The organism is Candidatus Sarcina troglodytae, from assembly GCF_015708635.1.
Classification (GTDB): domain Bacteria; phylum Bacillota; class Clostridia; order Clostridiales; family Clostridiaceae; genus Sarcina; species Sarcina ventriculi.
The window spans coordinates 327,084-345,724 of record NZ_CP051754.1; the positions used below are offsets into that span (position 1 = coordinate 327,084).

The window sequence follows — 18,641 nt, forward strand, 5'->3', positions numbered from 1 at the left end:
GTAGTTTAAATATTTAGAAAGGTATGAATAATATGGAAGATAAAGATTTGGAGATGGAAGAAGATAAATTAAAAGAAATAAACAAAAGTAGATATGATAGGGAGAATAGTGCATTTTTAAAAATATTTTTAGGTTATGCACCCGGAGTTGGTAAGACTTATAGTATGCTAAATGAAGGAAATAGAAGACTTCAACGTGGAGAGGATATAGTAATTGGCTATATAGAAGACCATGGCAGAGCAGAAACTAAAGAGCAAATAAAAGATTTACCTGTTATTTCAAGAAAAAAAACCATGTACAAAGGTATAGAGCTTGAGGAAATGGATTTAGAAGCTATTATAGAGAGAAATCCTCAATTTGTAATAGTTGATGAGCTTGCTCATACTAATATACCAGGTTCTAAAAATAAAAAGAGATATGAAGATGTCCTAGAGCTTTTAGAACATGGAATAAGTGTTTTAACAACTGTTAATATTCAGCATATAGAAAGTTTAAATGATATAGTTGAAAAAATAACAGATGTGGTTGTAAGAGAAACTATACCTGATAAAATTATTCAAAGAGCAAATGATTTAATGATAATAGATTTGCCTCCAGAAAGTCTTATAAATAGATTAAAAGAGGGAAGAGTATATAAAAGTGAGAATATATCAAGATCATTAGATAATTTTTTCAAAAGAGGAAATTTAACAGCTTTGAGAGAAATGGCTTTAAGAGAAGCTGCAAACGAGGTTGACTATGATTTAAAGAACCATAAAAAACATTTTGAAATAAGAGATGAAATAAAGATAAATGAAAAAGTTTTAGTTTGCATAAGTTCTAATCCTAAGAGTTCTAAACTCATAAGGCATGCAGTAAGGACAGCTAGGAGATATAAATGTAAGTGTTATGTTTTGATAGTTGATTGTACTCACCCTTTAGCTAGAAAGGATACTCCAGAAGATTTGAAAACATTAGAGAGAAATAAAGCATTAGCTATTCATCTAGGAGCTCAAGTAGTTGAGAGAAGTGGAGATTCTATTTCTAAAGTAGTTGTAGATTTTGCTCAAGAAAAAGGCATAACTCAGCTTGTGCTAGGTCATAGCAAAAGAACCAAGTTGCAAACATTTTTTAGAGGTTCAACAATAAATAAAATTTTAAAAGAAGCAGAAAATATAGAAATACGTATAATACCATACACTTAAAATTAAAAAGTGTTATTTATAAAATAGAAATTAAAAAAGGAAGTATGAGGTTAGAGCATACTTCCTTTTGTCTAAATATCTATATTTTATGTGCTAAGCACATTTTGGAGAGGCATTACTATCTTTATTAAAAATTTTACTTTCTCTTTGTTTTTTATACATGTTCTTCCACATAATATATCCGTAAATTGTACCAATTAAGTATTGAACGTAGGATAATGTATCTGATAAGTATGCAACAAGCATTGAAGGATTAGATGCACCAGCTCCAATAGCTTGAATTAAAAACATTACAATTGCAACACCATTACACGCAATCCAAATATTCCATTGTTGTACAAATCTCTTTCCTGTTAAATAAACAGCAGCGATTGTTGTTACAGCTGTAAATGAGTCAAGAACTATTTGTGGGTCAGCTGATATAGTTATACCAAATAATGTTTTAAACAAGAATGGTAGCTCTAACAAGAAGTATCCATATGCAACCCAGAATACAGCTAGAAGAACTAGCGCTAATATCCATTGTTTAAATGTAAATTGTTTAACTTCAATTTTGTCAGCATTATTTTTTTTCATATTCATTTTCCATGCTATAAAACCATAGATTTGAAGAGGTAATAAAATAAATAGATTTTCTATAAATTGTCCGTAAAGGCCACCAGATATACCTATCACTGCAAAAGTGATTGTATTAATCCACCACCATAAGTATCCGGAGATGCTAGCTTTAGCAGTGTAAATAGAAACAAGTACACCGGAAATTGTACAAACAATACCTATTACTCCTAATGGAGTTAAAACCCCTGAAATACTTCCACTAGGTAAAAATGCAGGTATGAAAAAAACTATTAAACTAGCTATAATAAAAAACAGGAAAAATCCTTTTTGGAAATTAGTAAAATTTTTATAAAATTTCATTCGATAGTCCTTCCTTTAAATTAGTTTATATTCACGAGGTTAATTCATAAAAATATTTTACGATAATTATAGGATAATTTCAATAGTAATTTTCGTATTTATTTAAAAATATTTATAAAAAACTAAAAAAAACGAATAAAATTTAATAATTTAACCAATAAATTTGTAAAAAAAACAAGAAAATGTAAGAATATAATACTAAATTACAAATAACGTATGATTAATTAAAAAAAATAATAAAGGTGCGTAAAAAATAAAATCAGAATAAATATTATAAATATATGAATAAATATTCAAAAATATATTTAAAATGGCTATAAATATTAAAAAAGTGAATAAAATTATCAAAAATATGTTAAATTGTTTGTGCTTGATATGTTACTATATTTATTATTGTATAAAATAACTCAACAAGATAAAATTATAAATATAAGTTGGAAAGGGAATGATTATATGAGTAAAAAAATGGAAACTTGTAACTGTAACGTTATACATAAAGATGCAGTAGAAAAAGTTAGAAATATAATGCCACAAGATGAGAAATTAAATATATTAGCAGACTTTTTTAAGGTATTTGGAGACCCGACTAGATTAAAAATATTATCTGCACTTTTTGAAGAAGAGCTTTGTGTGTGTGATATATCAGCACTTTTAAACATGACGCAATCAGCAGTTTCTCATCAATTAAGATTATTGAAAAAAAGTCATATAGTTAAATTTAGAAGAGAGGGAAAGGTAGTCTACTATTCTTTAGATGATGGTCATATAAAGTCTATAGTTGATCAAGGAATAATGCATATAAGTGAATAAGATTAAAGGATTATGTGGATATTTCATGTAGTCCTTTTTATTTTAATCAAAGTATCTTTTTATCTTACTAAATAAAGTACATTACAAAAATGTAAGCTAAATGAAAGATAATAAAATATGAGATTAGTATTACAGATATTATAATAAGGGTGTAAAAAGAATTTGGAGGGAATTTTAGTGGAAAATATATTAACAGTTAATAATATAGAAAAATATTATGGTGGAAAATCAAATATAACAAAGGCCATAGATAATATAAGTTTTACAATAGATAAAGGAGAATTTGTTGGTATTATGGGACCTTCAGGTAGTGGAAAAACAACTCTTTTAAATTGTATTTCGACAATAGATACAGTAACCACAGGTAATATAATTATAAATGGTCATGATATAACGAAATTAAAATCAAAGAAATTAGAGAATTTTAGGAAAAATGAATTGGGCTTTATATTTCAAGACTTTAATCTTTTAGATACGTTAACAGCTTATGAAAATATAGCCTTAGCATTAACTATTCAAGGAAAAAAACCAAAAGAAATAGATTCTTTAATAAAAGGTATTGTAGAAAATTTAGGAATATCATCTATTTTAAATAAATATCCTTATGAAATGTCAGGAGGACAAAAACAAAGAGTAGCATCTGCAAGAGCCATAGTTACAAATCCATCTTTAATATTAGCTGATGAACCAACTGGAGCATTAGATTCAAAATCATCAAGACTTTTATTAGATTCTTTTGAAAATTTAAATGAAAGATTAAAGGCAACAATACTTATGGTAACTCATGATGCTTTTACTGCAAGTTATGCTCATAGAATTTTATTTATAAAGGACGGTAAGATATTTAATGAGCTTATTCGTGGAAATGATTCAAGAAAAGAGTTTTTTGATAGAATAATAGAAGTTATAACGATTCTTGGAGGTGACTCAAACAGTGTATTCTAAAATTGCCTTAAATAGTGTAAAAAAAAGTTTTAAAGATTATACTATATATTTTTTAACTTTAACTTTTGCAGTTTGTATATTTTACAGTTTTAATTCTATAGAATCTCAAAAAGCTATGTTAGACCTAACTGTAAGTCAAAAAGCATATATGAAACTTTTTAGTAGTGTCATTTCCATTGCATCTGTTTTTGTATCGTTTATACTTGGTGCTTTAATAATATATGCAAATAATTTTTTAATAAAAAAGCGTAAAAAAGAGATGGGCATTTACATAACTCTTGGTATGCCAAAGAGAAAAGTATCTAATATACTTTTGCTTGAAACAGTTTTAATTGGAATAATTTCTTTAGGAATAGGGCTGATTTTAGGGGTAGTTTTATCACAAGGGTTATCTATTTTAACAGCTAAGCTATTTATGGGGTCAATGACAAGTTATCAGTTTGCTTTTTCAATAGATGCAGTTTTAAAGACAATTTTGTATTTTGGAATAATATTTTTACTTGTCATGATATTTAATACAGTTATTATATCTAAATATAAACTTATAGATTTGTTAAATGCATCTAAGAAAAATGAAAAAATAAAAATGAGAAATCCTGTGATTTCAAGTATTATATTTTGTTTAGCAGTAATTTTTATAGTAGTAGCATATATTTTTATAAATAAATCTGGTTTAAATATAGAATCCATATATTTTCAATCATCTATGATTTTGGGCGTAATTGGAACATTTTTATTTTTCTTTGGATTATCAGGGATTGTACTATATGTTATTCAAAGAAGCAAAAATATTTATTTGAAAAATTTAAATATTTTTATAGTTAGACAAATAAGCAGTAAATTTAATACAAACTTTTTATCAATGTCTTTAATATGTCTTATGCTATTTATAACAACAGTTATGTTATCTAGTGGGCTTGGATTTAAAAATACAATGGAACAAGGTGTAAAGAAAAATACTCCTTTTGATGCTTCGATAGAAATTTACTATTCTAGCGATAGTGTGTCTCAAGCAAATGAGTTAACTCAAGTTGTAAACAATCAATTATCTAAATATACTAATAAATCTTATATAGCTCAGTATCAACTTAATAATGTAAGTATGAGAAAAATGTTGCTTCCATATGTACCAAACACCATGAAAAAAGCAATAGATAATAGTTATAATGATTATTGTATGGCTGTAAGTATTTCTCAATATAATAAAATGAGGGAATTAGAAGGACAAAAACCGATAAGTTTAGCTAATAATGATGTATTGGTTTTATCTAATGTACAAAAGTTTGAAGGCCCTATAAATGATTTTATAAAAAATAACGGTAAAATAGATATAAATGGAACAGAATATAAAGTTCAAAATGATAAGGCTATTGAGGATTCTTTATATTCATCAGGAATGGCTATTAATACTATAACCCTAGTTGTTCCGGATAAAATTGTTCAAAATTTAATTCCATATACAGGGTATATAAATATAAATTATACAGGAAATAATACAGAAAAGAAAACGCAAGAAAGTAATATTGAATCTATATTTAATAAATTAAATAGGGAAAAACCAGATGGATATATAGGAAATGGATATACTAGAACTCAACTTTATGAGCAAAGTTTAGGATTATCAGCTATAGTAATATATTTATCAATATATTTAGGAATTGTATTCTTAATAGCAAGTGCAGCAGTTTTAGCTCTTCAACAATTGTCAGAAGCAAGTGATAGTATAAATAGATATAAAGCTCTTAGAAAAATAGGGGTTACGGATAAAATGATAAATAAATCAATATTTATACAAACTTTAATATATTTTGGTGCTCCATTAGCATTAGCTATAGTTCATTCAATAGTTGGAATATATGTAGTAAATGATTTTATATCTGCACTTGGAAGTACTAATATAATGATTTCAGCTTTAATTACTTTAGTATTTATTATATTAATATATAGTGGATATTTTTATGCAACATACACAAGTTATAAAAGAATAATTAAAAATAATAAATAATAAAAGAGGATTGTATTAAAATAAATTTAGTATTTTAATACAATCCTTTATTTAATTACTTACTTATTATTTAAAGTTTTATTAAGCAATAGTTTTTATACTAAATATAATATATATTATTAAATAGGGGAATTTAGAAGGAGGAAAAAATTATGAAAAAGATTTTAATAATTGAAGACGATGAAGCAATAAGAAATGAGCTTAAAACCTTTTTATGTAGATATAATTACGATGCTTTAGTTATAGAAAAATTTGAAAATATTATAGAAGAGATAGAAAAAGAAAATGCGGATTTAATTCTTTTAGATATAAATTTACCTATTTTTGATGGTTTTTATATATGTAGAGAAATAAGAAAAAATTCTAATGTTCCAATAATTATTGTAACAAGCAGAGATAGTGATATAGATGAACTTATGAGTATGAATTTAGGTGCTGATGATTTCATTACAAAGCCATATAATACACAAATTCTTTTAGCTAGAATAAATTCTGTTTTAAAGAGAGTCTATTCAAAAGAAGTTCAAGAATCTATGGTATATAAAGATTTAGTATTAAATTTATCAAATGGAACTATATCTTATAAAGATAATACTTTAAACTTAACTAAAAATGAAATAAAAATTTTATCTTATCTTATAAAAAATAAAGGAAAGATAATTTCTAGAGAAAATCTTATGGAATATCTTTGGAATGATGATTTTTTTGTTGATGATAATACGCTATCTGTAAATATAACAAGACTTAGGAAAAAGATAGAAAGTATTGGGCTTAAAAATCCAATAGAAACTAGAAGAGGGCTAGGGTATATAATGGTATGAGTTTAATAGAATATTTTAAAGAGAAATTTAATTTTTTATTAATTAATATATTAGTTGTATTAACAATTTCTATGTTTATGTTTTTATCAGGTTTTAGTATAGCTTTAATAGTATTGTTTGCATTTATATGGTTTATTCCTCTTTTATCTTATATGATAATTGATGGAGTAAATAAAAAAATATATTATGCTAAAGTAAAAGTTGTTTTAGATAATTTAAAGGATAAATATTTAATACCAGAAATAATGGAAAAACCTAATTTTATCGAAGGTTGTGTTCTTTATGAGATTTTACAAGAAAGCAATAAATCTATGAATGAGAACGTGAAAAAGTATAAAATTATGCAAAGAGAATATAGAGAGTACATAGAAACGTGGGTTCATGAAATAAAAACACCAATAGCTTCAGCAAAACTTATATTAGAAAATAATGAAGGAGATATAAAAGAAAAAATAAATCCTCAACTAGATAAAATAGAAAACTTTATAGAACAGGTTTTATATTATGCTAAAATTGCTGATGCTAATAAAGATTATATAGTTAAAAATATAAACTTAAAGGAGATAACTAGAAAAGTTATAAGAAGAAATTCAAAGGATTTTATAAACAAAAAAGTAAAACTAGATATAGAGCAATTAGATGAAGAGGTTTTTAGTGATAGTAAGTGGGTTGAATTTATATTAAATCAAATAATAAGTAATTCACTAAAATATTCAAAAGAAAAAGATTCTATTATAAAGATATATTCTGCTAAAAATAAATCAAATATAGTTTTAACCATAGAAGATAATGGAATTGGAATTAATGAAAAAGATATAGTTAAAGTGTTTGATAAGGGTTTTACTGGGGAAAATGGGCGAGAGTTTGGAAAATCTACTGGTATAGGCTTGTATCTTTGTAAAAAGCTTTGTGAAAAGCTTGGGCTTGGGATAAATATAGAATCTAAAAAAGGTAATGGAACAAAAATAAACATAATATTTCCAGTTAGTGAATTTAATTTAAATTATTAATAAAAAGGCTTGTGCTCTTTTGCATAGCCTTTTTATTTTTGTTAATCATCAGTAAATGATATATAAATTATTAAAATATAAAAAAAATTTTTTACTATGTGGACAAAAACGTTGTATCTGTATATAATAATATATGAACATATGAATACTTGTTCATATGTTGATAAGAAATTAGAATTGTAAAAATTTATATTATAAAGAAAAAAAGGAGGAATTATTGTGGAAGAGATAAGTTTGGATAACCAAGAAAAAAAACTTATAAAAAAATATTCAGGAAATAAAATAAAATTGTCCTCTACAAATAAACTTACAGTTACTCATAAAGAAATACTTCCTTCAAATAAAAGAGGTAATGATAAAGTTATAATTTACATGTCAAATTTAAATTGTGCAAACTGTGCAGCAAAGATAGAAAGACAATCAAAAAATATAGATGGCGTCGTTGGATCTAGTTTGAATTTTATGTCTAAAAAACTTGTACTAGATATAAAAGATAAAAATGTAAGAGAGAATGTTATAAAGAATGCTTTAAATCTTATAGAAAAGACAGAACCGGGAACAAAATGTGAAATTTTAGATAACACAGAAAAAATTACAATTCATATGTCAAATTTAAATTGTGCAAATTGTGCGGCAAAAATAGAAAGGCAATCAAAAAATATAAATGGTGTTGTTGATTCTACATTAGATTTTATGTCTAAAAAGCTTATATTAAATATAGAAAGTAAGAGCTTAAAAAATGATGTTATAGATAATGCATTAAACCTTATAGAAAAGATTGAACCAGGTACCAAATGTGAAGTTTTAGATGATACTAAAAAATCTTTAAATAAAGAAGAAAAAAGTGTATGGATAGAAAATAAAACTAATCTTATAAGACTTGGGGTTGGTGGAGCATTATTTTTCATAGGCTTAGCTTTTGGTTTTTCAGATATAGTTGAAGGAATTTTGTTTTTAATAAGTTATCTTATAGTAGGTGGAGATGTTTTATTAAAGGCTGGTAAAAATATAGTTAGAGGTAAAGTTTTTGACGAAAATTTCTTAATGGCTTTAGCTACAATAGGAGCATTTGCTATAAAACAGTATCCAGAGGGTGTTGCGGTAATGCTTTTTTACCAAGTAGGAGAATTGTTCCAAGATATGGCTGTTGATAGTTCAAGAAGATCTATTAAATCCCTAATGAATATAAGACCTGATTATGCTAATGTAAAAAATGGACAAGATATAAAAAAAGTATCTCCAGAGGATGTTAATATAGGAGATATTATAGTTATAAAACCTGGAGAAAAAGTTCCTTTAGATGGTGTAATTATAGAGGGAAAATCAATGTTAGATACATCAGCTTTAACAGGTGAGAGTGTTCCAAGAAATGCGTCAATAGGTGATGAAATTTTAGGTGGAGCAATAAATAAAAATGGATTATTAATGGTTAAGGTAACAAAAGCATTTAGTGAATCAACAGTAGCTAAAATACTTAACTTAATGGAAAATGCAAGTAGTAAAAAAGCTCATACAGAAAACTTTATAACAAAGTTTGCTAAGTATTATACTCCAATAGTTGTAATATTGGCTGCATGTTTAGCTTTTATACCTCCTTTTGTAACAGGAATGGAGTTTTCTTCAAGCATATATAGAGCGTTAGTATTTTTAGTTGTTTCTTGTCCTTGTGCTTTAGTTGTATCAATTCCTTTAGGATTTTTTGGAGGAATTGGAGGAGCTTCTAAAAACGGAATTCTAGTTAAGGGAGGAAATTATCTTGAAGCTTTAAACAATGTTGAAACTGTAGTTTTTGATAAGACAGGTACATTAACAAAGGGAACTTTTAATGTAACAAAAATAAATGTAGAAAATGGTTTTGACAAGGACATTTTAATGGAATATGCAGTAGCAGCTGAGAGTTTTTCAAGTCACCCAATAGCTACATCTATTATAAAGGCTTATGGAAAAGAAATAGAAAAAAAGAATGTAAAAAATTATGAAGAGATTTCAGGGCATGGTATTAAAGTTAGCTATAAAGATAAAGTGGTTTTAGCAGGAAATAAAAAATTAATGAATAAAGAAAATATAGTCTGTAAAGAAGAGGAAACTGTTGGAACTGTGGTTTATATAGCAATAGATAATGCGTATGTAGGAAACATTATAATATCTGATGAAATAAAAGAGGATACAAAAGTTGCTATTAAAGAACTTAAAAAAATAGGTATTAAAAAAACTGTAATGCTTACGGGTGATAATAAAAAAGTTGGTGAAGGTATTGGAAAATTAGTTAATATAGATGAAGTTTACTCAGAACTTTTACCATATGAAAAAGTAGAAAAATTAGAAAAGATAGAAAATGAAAAATCTAAGAATAAAAAAGTAATATATGTTGGTGATGGTATAAATGATGCACCTGTTCTTGCAAGAGCTGATATAGGAATTGCAATGGGAGGAGTTGGTTCAGACGCAGCAATAGAGGCTGCTGATGTTATAATAATGACAGATGAACCATCAAAAATAGTATCATCAATAAAAATAGCAAAAAGAACAAGAAATATAGTAATTCAAAATATAGCTTTTGCAATTGGAGTTAAAGTAATAATTTTAATATTTGGAGCTTTAGGAATGGCAAATATGTGGGAAGCTGTTTTTGGAGATGTTGGAGTTGCATTAATTGCAGTATTAAATGCTATGAGAGCATTAAGGGTAAATAAGCTTTAAAAATTAAGCGTAAAGTATTAGGCTTTACGCTTAATTTTTTTATTACTAAAGAAGTTTTCTGTGTTCTACTAAATTATAAAGGTTATACCATTCCTCTCTGCTGATTTTGATTTGAGAACTTTGGCAAATATGTTTTATTCTTTGTATAGAACGGGTACCTATTATAGGTTGTATTTTAGCAGGATGTCTTAATAACCAATTAACAACTATAGCCCCTTTCTTAACTCCATATTTTTTGGCATATTCATCTAATGTAATATTTAATTTTCTATACTTTTCGATTTTAGGATCAACAATTCTTCCACCAGCAAGTGGAGACCAAGCTTGTAGAGTAATATCATGTAGACGGCAATATTCTAATGTTCCAAAGTTACGCATTGGTCCAGGGTTTGTATTAGAATTAACGTTTAGCCCTTCATCTATAATGCTACTGTTTGCAAGTGAAATTTCAAGTTGATTAACAATTAATGGTTCATTTAAATATTTGTTTAATAATCTAATTTGCATAGCGTTATGATTACTAACCCCAAAATGTCTTACTTTCCCAGAAGTTTTTAGTATATCAAAAGCTTCAGCAACCTCTTCAGGTTCAACTAACGAATCAGGTCTATGTAAAAGCAGAACATCTAAATATTCAGTTTTTAATCTTTTTAATATTCCATCTACGGAACTTAATATGTAATCTTTACTGAAATCATAGTAAGGTGTTTTACCAAGATTGTTTATGCCACATTTAGATTGGAGAATTAAGTTTTCTCTTAATTTAGGTCTTTTATCTAGAATCTTTGAAAATACTTCTTCAGATTTTCCTAAACAATATATATCTGCATGATCAAAAAAGTTAATTCCATTCTCCAGAGCACAATCTACAGCAGCAAATGCTTTATATTCATCTTGTAAAGAGATAGGGTTTTTGTTCCAACCTCCTCCAAGACTCATACAACCAAAAGCAATTCTAGATGCTTCTAGATTGCTATTTCCAATTTTAATTTTTTCCATAAGTAGTCCTCCCAGTACTTATTATTATTTAAATCTTACCATAATAAATTTATGAAAAATTTACAAAATTATTTCATATAAATTTATTATAGTAAATGATAAAAAGTATTGTATTCTTGCGTATATTTTTGGTGATTAAAATATCATTTTTTCTTATTTAAAATTAAAGTAGTTTTTATCTTTAAAATGTTATAATTAAGTATATATATTCAATATAAATGTAATTTAGGTGATTGATAATGATAGATTTATTAAAAAGTTGTAAGTTATGTCCTAGAAATTGTAAAGTTGATAGATTAAATAATAAGATTGGGTTTTGTAAAGCTACAGATAAGTTAAAAGTTGCTAGAGCGGCACTTCATTTTTGGGAAGAGCCTTGTATATCAGGAGAAAAAGGTTCAGGAACTGTATTTTTTTCAAATTGCACATTAAAATGTGTTTTTTGTCAGAATAACGATATAAGTGAATGTAGTGCAGGTAAAGAAATATCAATTGAAAGATTAAGTGATATATTTTTAGAACTTCAACACAAAGGAGCGTTAAATATAAATTTAGTTACGCCAACTCATTATGTGCCACAGATAATAGAAGGGTTAAAAATTGCAAAAAATAAGGGATTAAATTTACCGATTATATACAATAGTAGTGGGTACGAAAATATAGAAACCCTAAGATATTTAAAAGGATATATTGATGTTTATCTTCCAGATTTAAAGTATTTTAGTAATAAATATTCTTTAAAGTATTCAAATGCAAAAGATTATTTTAATTTTGCCATTAAAGCAATAGATGAAATGGTGAAACAAGTTGGAGATATTCAATTTGACAAAAACGGAATAATTAAAAAAGGTGTTATAGTAAGACATTTACTTTTACCTGGATTGTTATTTGATTCAAAAAAAATATTAGATTATCTACATAAAACATATGATGATAAAATTTATATAAGCATAATGAATCAATATACTCCTTTAGCACATGTTGAAAATTATCCAGAAATAAATAAAAAAATTAGTGAAAAATACTATAATACTATAATAGATTATGCTATATCTATAGGCATACAAAATGCATTTATTCAAGAAGAAGGGACTGCAAAAGAAAGTTTTATTCCTGCTTTTGATTATGAAGGTGTGCAAAGAAATTAAAGGTAAAAGCTACATTAAAATAATTTAATGTAGCTTTTATTTAAAAATTAATATTTAATTGAATGTAAACAATTAATAGAATTATTTAATTCCTTTTTCGTATTGTTCTACCATTCTTTTAACCATTTCTCCACCAACGCTTCCGCATTGTTTTGAACTTAATTCTCCATTGTAGTCTTTAAATGGAACTCCCATTTCATTAGCTACTTCGTTTTTAAATTTGTTTAAACCATCCTTTGCTTCTGGAACTAATTTTCTATTCATTTTTAATTCCTCCTTAAAAAATAATATATTTTATCAACAAGTGACTTTCTATCCCTTGTTGATATTAGTATGTGGAGAAAGAAAATTAATACACTATGAAAAACACTGAAATTAAGGAAAATAAAATATAAAATTCTATATAATGTTAAAAATATAAACTAGAATAGTATATATATTAATCAAGTAAAAAAGAAAGGAAAAATAATGAGTAAGAATAAAAGAGTGTTATATAACTTGATAATAAAAAACTTTTTTAGACTTATTACTGTTATACTATGTTTTTTTTATTTGTTAGAACATGATGTTACACATATAGTTGGAGCTATTGTCTTTTTATTAACATCTTTAGGTGTTGATATTGTTTTTAAACTTATAAATGTAAAGTTAACTAGTATTATTGATTTAACAGTTCAAATTTTTATATTAAAATTTTCCCTTAATGTCTTAAATGAAACTTAACTTAAAAGAATTAATTTTGTTTTATATTTATATAAAAGTAAAAAATATAATAAAATTTGTATATATACTATACCTGGTGTATCGAGTAATAGATAAAGGATAAAAAAAGAGAATTTATTAGTATAATTAATATAATTAAATTTTAAGGCACTATAAATATTCAATACATAGATATATTTATGATAAGATAAAACACGTCGCAAGGATAACTTAATAAAAACAAAAAATTAAGTTAAAGATAAAAATTAAAAAACTTGTTGACAAATGTTTAATCAAATGTTAAACTAAGAAAGTCGCTTGAGGGCGACAAAGAAAAAAGAAAAACAATGGTCTTTGAAAATTAAACAGATAATTTAAGTAAACCAGCAATTCTTTTATAAGTAATATGAGTAGATTAAACTCAAATAAAAACTAAGAAATTAGTATATTTTAATTTGAGAGTTTGATCCTGGCTCAGGATGAACGCTGGCGGCGTGCTTAACACATGCAAGTCGAGCGAGAAAAGTTCTTCGGAGCTTTTCTAGCGGCGGACGGGTGAGTAACACGTGGGCAACCTGCCTCATAGAGGGGAATAGCCTTCCGAAAGGAAGATTAATACCGCATAATATTGTTGAAAGGCATCTTTTAACAATCAAAGGAGCAATCCGCTATGAGATGGGCCCGCGGCGCATTAGCTAGTTGGTGAGGTAACGGCTCACCAAGGCGACGATGCGTAGCCGACCTGAGAGGGTGATCGGCCACATTGGAACTGAGACACGGTCCAGACTCCTACGGGAGGCAGCAGTGGGGAATATTGCACAATGGGGGAAACCCTGATGCAGCAACGCCGCGTGAGTGATGAAGGTCTTCGGATTGTAAAGCTCTGTCTTTAGGGACGATAATGACGGTACCTAAGGAGGAAGCCACGGCTAACTACGTGCCAGCAGCCGCGGTAATACGTAGGTGGCAAGCGTTATCCGGATTTACTGGGCGTAAAGGGAGCGTAGGCGGATATTTAAGTGGGATGTGAAATACCCGAGCTTAACTTGGGAGCTGCATTCCAAACTGGATATCTAGAGTGCAGGAGAGGAGAATGGAATTCCTAGTGTAGCGGTGAAATGCGTAGAGATTAGGAAGAACACCAGTGGCGAAGGCGATTCTCTGGACTGTAACTGACGCTGAGGCTCGAAAGCGTGGGGAGCAAACAGGATTAGATACCCTGGTAGTCCACGCCGTAAACGATGAATACTAGGTGTAGGGGCCCCAAGCCTCTGTGCCGCCGCTAACGCATTAAGTATTCCGCCTGGGGAGTACGGTCGCAAGATTAAAACTCAAAGGAATTGACGGGGACCCGCACAAGCAGCGGAGCATGTGGTTTAATTCGAAGCAACGCGAAGAACCTTACCTAGACTTGACATGTCCTGAATTACCAGTAATGTGGGAAGTTCCTTCGGGAACAGGAACACAGGTGGTGCATGGTTGTCGTCAGCTCGTGTCGTGAGATGTTGGGTTAAGTCCCGCAACGAGCGCAACCCTTATTGTTAGTTGGTACCATTAAGTTGACCACTCTAGCGAGACTGCCCGGGTTAACCGGGAGGAAGGTGGGGATGACGTCAAATCATCATGCCCCTTATGTCTAGGGCTACACACGTGCTACAATGGCAAGTACAAAGAGAAGCAATACTGTGAAGTGGAGCAAAACTCAAAAACTTGTCTCAGTTCGGATTGTAGGCTGAAACTCGCCTACATGAAGCTGGAGTTGCTAGTAATCGCGAATCAGAATGTCGCGGTGAATACGTTCCCGGGTCTTGTACACACCGCCCGTCACACCATGAGAGTTGGCAATACCCGAAGTCCGTAAGCTAACCGTAAGGAGGCAGCGGCCGAAGGTAGGGTCAGCGATTGGGGTGAAGTCGTAACAAGGTAGCCGTAGGAGAACCTGCGGCTGGATCACCTCCTTTCTAAGGAAGAACATCTTAGGAAAACTAAGATGATAATAAAGAATGCTTCTTAAATATCTGTTTAATTTTGAAAGACTAAGTTCTTTCAAAATTATGTTCTTTGAAAATTACACATAAGTATTAATAAATAGAGTAAAGCCAATTAAATTTACTATTCTTTGTAAAATTGATTGCAACTATCTAAAAGATAGAAACAAAGGTCAAGCTACAAAGGGCGTATGGTGAATGCCTTGGCATCAGGAGCCGACGAAGGACGTGATAAGCTGCGATAAGCTTTGGGTAGACGCACATAGTCTGAGATCCAAAGATTTCCGAATGAGGAAACTCACATGGGAAACCCCATGTATCGTTAACTGAATAAATAGGTTAACGAGGGTAAACCTAGGGAACTGAAACATCTAAGTACCTAGAGGAAGAGAAAGAAAAATCGATTTTCTAAGTAGCGGCGAGCGAAAGGGAAAGAGCCCAAACCGGAAACTTGTTTCCGGGGTTGTGGATAGAACATAACGAGAAACTATAACTAATTGAAGAGAGCTGGAAAGCTCTACCGTAGAAGGTAATAGTCCTGTAAGTGAAAGTTAGAGTAATCAAGTTCTAATCCAGAGTACCACGAGACACGTGAAACCTTGTGGGAAGCAGGGAGGACCACCTCCCAAGGCTAAATACTACCTGATGACCGATAGTGAAGCAGTACCGTGAGGGAAAGGTGAAAAGAACCCCGGGAGGGGAGTGAAATAGAACCTGAAACCATATGTCTACAACCGATCAAAGCACCTTATGTGTGCGATGATGTGCTTTTTGTAGAACGAGCCAACGAGTTACGATATGTAGCAAGGTTAAGTACTTAAGGTACGGAGCCGAAGGGAAACCAAGTCTTAATAGGGCAACTAGTTGCATGTCGTAGACCCGAAACCGGGTGACCTATCCATGGCCAGGTTGAAGCGAGGGTAAAACCTCGTGGAGGACCGAACCACGTTGCTGTTGAAAAAGCATGGGATGAGCTGTGGATAGCGGAGAAATTCCAATCGAACTCGGAGATAGCTGGTTCTCCTCGAAATAGCTTTAGGGCTAGCGTCGAATATGAGTAATGGAGGTAGAGCACTGAATGGGCTAGGGGGCATAGCGCTTACCGAACCTTATCAAACTCCGAATGCCATATACTATAAGTTCGGCAGTCAGACTACGAATGATAAGATCCGTGGTCAAAAGGGAAACAGCCCAGATCGTCAGCTAAGGTCCCAAAGTGTAAGTTAAGTGGAAAAGGATGTGGGATTTCTAAGACAACTAGGATGTTGGCTTAGAAGCAGCCACTCATTAAAAGAGTGCGTAATAGCTCACTAGTCGAGAGATCCTGCGCCGAAGATGTTCGGGGCTAAAACTTACCACCGAAGCTACGGGCTTGAATTTATTCAAGCGGTAGAGGAGCGTCGTAATCGGGCTGAAGTCATACCGTAAGGAGTGGTGGACTGATTACGAGTGAGAATGTTGGCATTAGTAGCGAGATGTAGGTGAGAATCCTACAGGCCGAATACCTAAGGTTTCCTCAGGAAGGCTCGTCCGCTGAGGGTTAGTCGGGACCTAAGCCGAGGCCGAAAGGCGTAGGTGATGGACAACTGGTTGATATTCCAGTACCACTACCATCGTTATTATCGATGGCGTGACGCAGGAGGATAGTGTGTGCTAGCTATTGGATGCTAGTCTAAGCATTTAGTCAGTTACAATAGGCAAATCCGTTGTAATAATGATGAGATGTTATGGGGAAGGTTCTACGGAACCGAAGTACATGATTCCACGCTGCCAAGAAAAGCGTCTAGAGAGAGAAGTAGTGCCCGTACCGCAAACCGACACAGGTAGGTGAGGAGAGAATCCTAAGGCCGGCGGAAGAATTGCAGTTAAGGAACTCGGCAAATTGATCCCGTAAGTTAGCAATAAGGGATGCCTATGAGAGTAGGCCGCAGAGAATAGGCTCAAGCAACTGTTTAGCAAAAACACAGGTCTCTGCTAAAGCGTAAGCTGATGTATAGGGGCTGACGCCTGCCCGGTGCTGGAAGGTTAAGGGGAACACTTAGCGTAAGCGAAGGTGTGAACTTAAGCCCCAGTAAACGGCGGCCGTAACTATAACGGTCCTAAGGTAGCGAAATTCCTTGTCAGGTAAGTTCTGACCCGCACGAATGGCGTAATGACTTGAGCACTGTCTCAACTGCAAATCCGGCGAAGTTGTAGTACCAGTGAAGATGCTGGTTACCCGCGATTGGACGGAAAGACCCCGTAGAGCTTTACTGTAGCTTAGCATTGAATTTCGGTATTGTCTGTACAGGATAGGTGGGAGACTGAGAGACTAGGGCGTCAGCCTTAGTGGAGTCGACGTTGGGATACCACCCTGATAGTACTGAAGTTCTAACTGGCGGCCATGAATCTGGTCACAGGACATTGTTAGGTGGGCAGTTTGACTGGGGCGGTCGCCTCCTAAAAAGTAACGGAGGCGCCCAAAGGTTCCCTCAGAACGGTCGGAAATCGTTCGAAGAGTGCAAAGGCAGAAGGGAGCCTGACTGCGACACCCACAAGTGGAGCAGGGACGAAAGTCGGGCTTAGTGATCCGGTGGTACCTCGTGGGAGGGCCATCGCTCAACGGATAAAAGCTACCTCGGGGATAACAGGCTGATCTCCCCCAAGAGTCCACATCGACGGGGAGGTTTGGCACCTCGATGTCGGCTCGTCGCATCCTGGGGCTGAAGTAGGTCCCAAGGGTTGGGCTGTTCGCCCATTAAAGCGGCACGCGAGCTGGGTTCAGAACGTCGTGAGACAGTTCGGTCCCTATCCGTCGCGGGCGTAGGAAATTTGAGAGGAGCTGTCCTTAGTACGAGAGGACCGGGATGGACTGACCTCTGGTGTACCAGTTGTTCCGCCAGGAGCACAGCTGGGTAGCTAAGTCGGGAAGGGATAAACGCTGAAAGCATCTAAGCGTGAAGCCCACCTCAAGATGAGATTTCCCATAGCATAAGCTAGTAAGACCCCTTGAAGAACACAAGGTTGATAGGTCAGAGGTGTAAGTATGGTAACATATTTAGCTGACTGATACTAATAGGTCGAGGGCTTGACCTAATTAACTTTATCTTAATGCTTAGTGTAATTTTGAGAGAATATATCTTTCATATAAATAACATGATTATCTGGTGATAATGCTCTTTAAGGTAACACCCGTTTCCATTCCGAACACGAAGGTTAAGCTTTTAGAGGCTGATGGTACTGCATGGGAGACCGTGTGGGAGAGTAAGTGGTTGCCAGGTTAGTAAGTAAGGAAAAATGTAATTTACGATTAGTAAATTACATTTTTATTTTTTTGCTTTTAATTAGATATAAAACTCACAACAAAGAATTTTAACATTATATTTAATTTTTATAAAAAAGTAATAAAGCCACTTTAAAAAACTTTTATAC

The 18,641-nt window shown here is 31.5% G+C and carries 12 protein-coding genes and 3 rRNA genes; 12 read left to right on the forward strand and 3 right to left on the reverse strand.

Annotated elements, in window-relative coordinates:
- Window positions 1–23 precede the first annotated feature (23 nt).
- A complete protein-coding gene (locus HH195_RS01445) occupies window positions 24–1,184 on the forward strand; it encodes a universal stress protein (RefSeq protein ID WP_243278527.1) in 1,161 nt (386 codons plus the stop codon).
- Between the two features lie 93 nt (window positions 1,185–1,277).
- On the opposite strand, the gene pnuC is transcribed toward HH195_RS01445, so the two are convergent.
- Window positions 1,278–2,102: a nicotinamide riboside transporter PnuC gene (gene pnuC, locus HH195_RS01450; RefSeq protein WP_196371313.1), complete on the reverse strand. Its 825-nt coding sequence runs from the start codon at window positions 2,100–2,102 to the stop codon at window positions 1,278–1,280.
- 453 nt (window positions 2,103–2,555) lie between these two features.
- On the opposite strand from pnuC, the gene HH195_RS01455 reads away from it, so the two are divergent.
- From HH195_RS01455 to HH195_RS01480, 6 genes are all read left to right on the forward strand, one after another.
- Window positions 2,556–2,912 carry an ArsR/SmtB family transcription factor gene (locus HH195_RS01455; protein ID WP_055259653.1) on the forward strand — a complete coding sequence of 119 codons (357 nt, stop codon included), beginning with the start codon at window positions 2,556–2,558 and terminating at the stop codon, window positions 2,910–2,912.
- Between the two features lie 177 nt (window positions 2,913–3,089).
- The gene (locus tag HH195_RS01460; protein WP_055259648.1) at window positions 3,090–3,857 is read left to right on the forward strand and encodes an ABC transporter ATP-binding protein; all 768 of its coding nucleotides are present in this window, start codon (window positions 3,090–3,092) and stop codon (window positions 3,855–3,857) included.
- Complete coding sequence (locus HH195_RS01465; RefSeq protein WP_196371314.1) at window positions 3,847–5,862, forward strand: FtsX-like permease family protein; 2,016 nt, start codon at window positions 3,847–3,849, stop codon at window positions 5,860–5,862. The genes HH195_RS01460 and HH195_RS01465 overlap by 11 nt, the downstream gene beginning before the upstream one ends.
- A 152-nt stretch (window positions 5,863–6,014) precedes the next feature.
- Complete coding sequence (locus HH195_RS01470; protein ID WP_196371315.1) at window positions 6,015–6,683, forward strand: response regulator transcription factor; 669 nt, start codon at window positions 6,015–6,017, stop codon at window positions 6,681–6,683.
- Window positions 6,680–7,693 carry a sensor histidine kinase gene (locus tag HH195_RS01475; protein ID WP_196371316.1) on the forward strand — a complete coding sequence of 338 codons (1,014 nt, stop codon included), beginning with the start codon at window positions 6,680–6,682 and terminating at the stop codon, window positions 7,691–7,693. The genes HH195_RS01470 and HH195_RS01475 overlap by 4 nt, the downstream gene beginning before the upstream one ends.
- Window positions 7,694–8,065: 372 nt before the next feature.
- Window positions 8,066–10,393: a heavy metal translocating P-type ATPase gene (locus tag HH195_RS01480; protein WP_196371873.1), complete on the forward strand. Its 2,328-nt coding sequence runs from the start codon at window positions 8,066–8,068 to the stop codon at window positions 10,391–10,393.
- A 45-nt stretch (window positions 10,394–10,438) separates the two neighbouring features.
- Here the strand turns inward: HH195_RS01480 and HH195_RS01485 are convergent, their stop codons facing one another.
- Window positions 10,439–11,392 (reverse strand): aldo/keto reductase, encoded by a 954-nt coding sequence (locus HH195_RS01485; RefSeq protein WP_055259638.1) that lies wholly within the window; start codon window positions 11,390–11,392, stop codon window positions 10,439–10,441.
- Between the two features lie 239 nt (window positions 11,393–11,631).
- On the opposite strand from HH195_RS01485, the gene HH195_RS01490 reads away from it, so the two are divergent.
- The gene (locus HH195_RS01490; RefSeq protein WP_196371317.1) at window positions 11,632–12,540 is read left to right on the forward strand and encodes a radical SAM protein; all 909 of its coding nucleotides are present in this window, start codon (window positions 11,632–11,634) and stop codon (window positions 12,538–12,540) included.
- 81 nt (window positions 12,541–12,621) lie between these two features.
- On the opposite strand, the gene HH195_RS01495 is transcribed toward HH195_RS01490, so the two are convergent.
- On the reverse strand, window positions 12,622–12,804 hold the full coding sequence (locus HH195_RS01495) for an alpha/beta-type small acid-soluble spore protein (protein ID WP_055259637.1): 183 nt from the start codon (window positions 12,802–12,804) through the stop codon (window positions 12,622–12,624).
- Window positions 12,805–13,008: 204 nt separating this feature from the next.
- Here HH195_RS01495 and HH195_RS01500 point away from each other — a divergent pair, with 204 nt between their 5' ends.
- From HH195_RS01500 to rrf, 4 genes are all read left to right on the forward strand, one after another.
- The gene (locus HH195_RS01500) at window positions 13,009–13,263 is read left to right on the forward strand and encodes a hypothetical protein (RefSeq protein WP_196371318.1); all 255 of its coding nucleotides are present in this window, start codon (window positions 13,009–13,011) and stop codon (window positions 13,261–13,263) included.
- A 430-nt stretch (window positions 13,264–13,693) separates the two neighbouring features.
- Window positions 13,694–15,203: ribosomal RNA gene (locus HH195_RS01505) — 16S ribosomal RNA — on the forward strand.
- 198 nt (window positions 15,204–15,401) lie between these two features.
- A 23S ribosomal RNA gene (locus tag HH195_RS01510) occupies window positions 15,402–18,305 on the forward strand.
- Between the two features lie 67 nt (window positions 18,306–18,372).
- Window positions 18,373–18,490: ribosomal RNA gene (gene rrf, locus HH195_RS01515) — 5S ribosomal RNA — on the forward strand.
- Together the 16S, 23S and 5S rRNA genes form the textbook arrangement of a ribosomal RNA operon.
- Window positions 18,491–18,641: the final 151 nt, after the last annotated feature.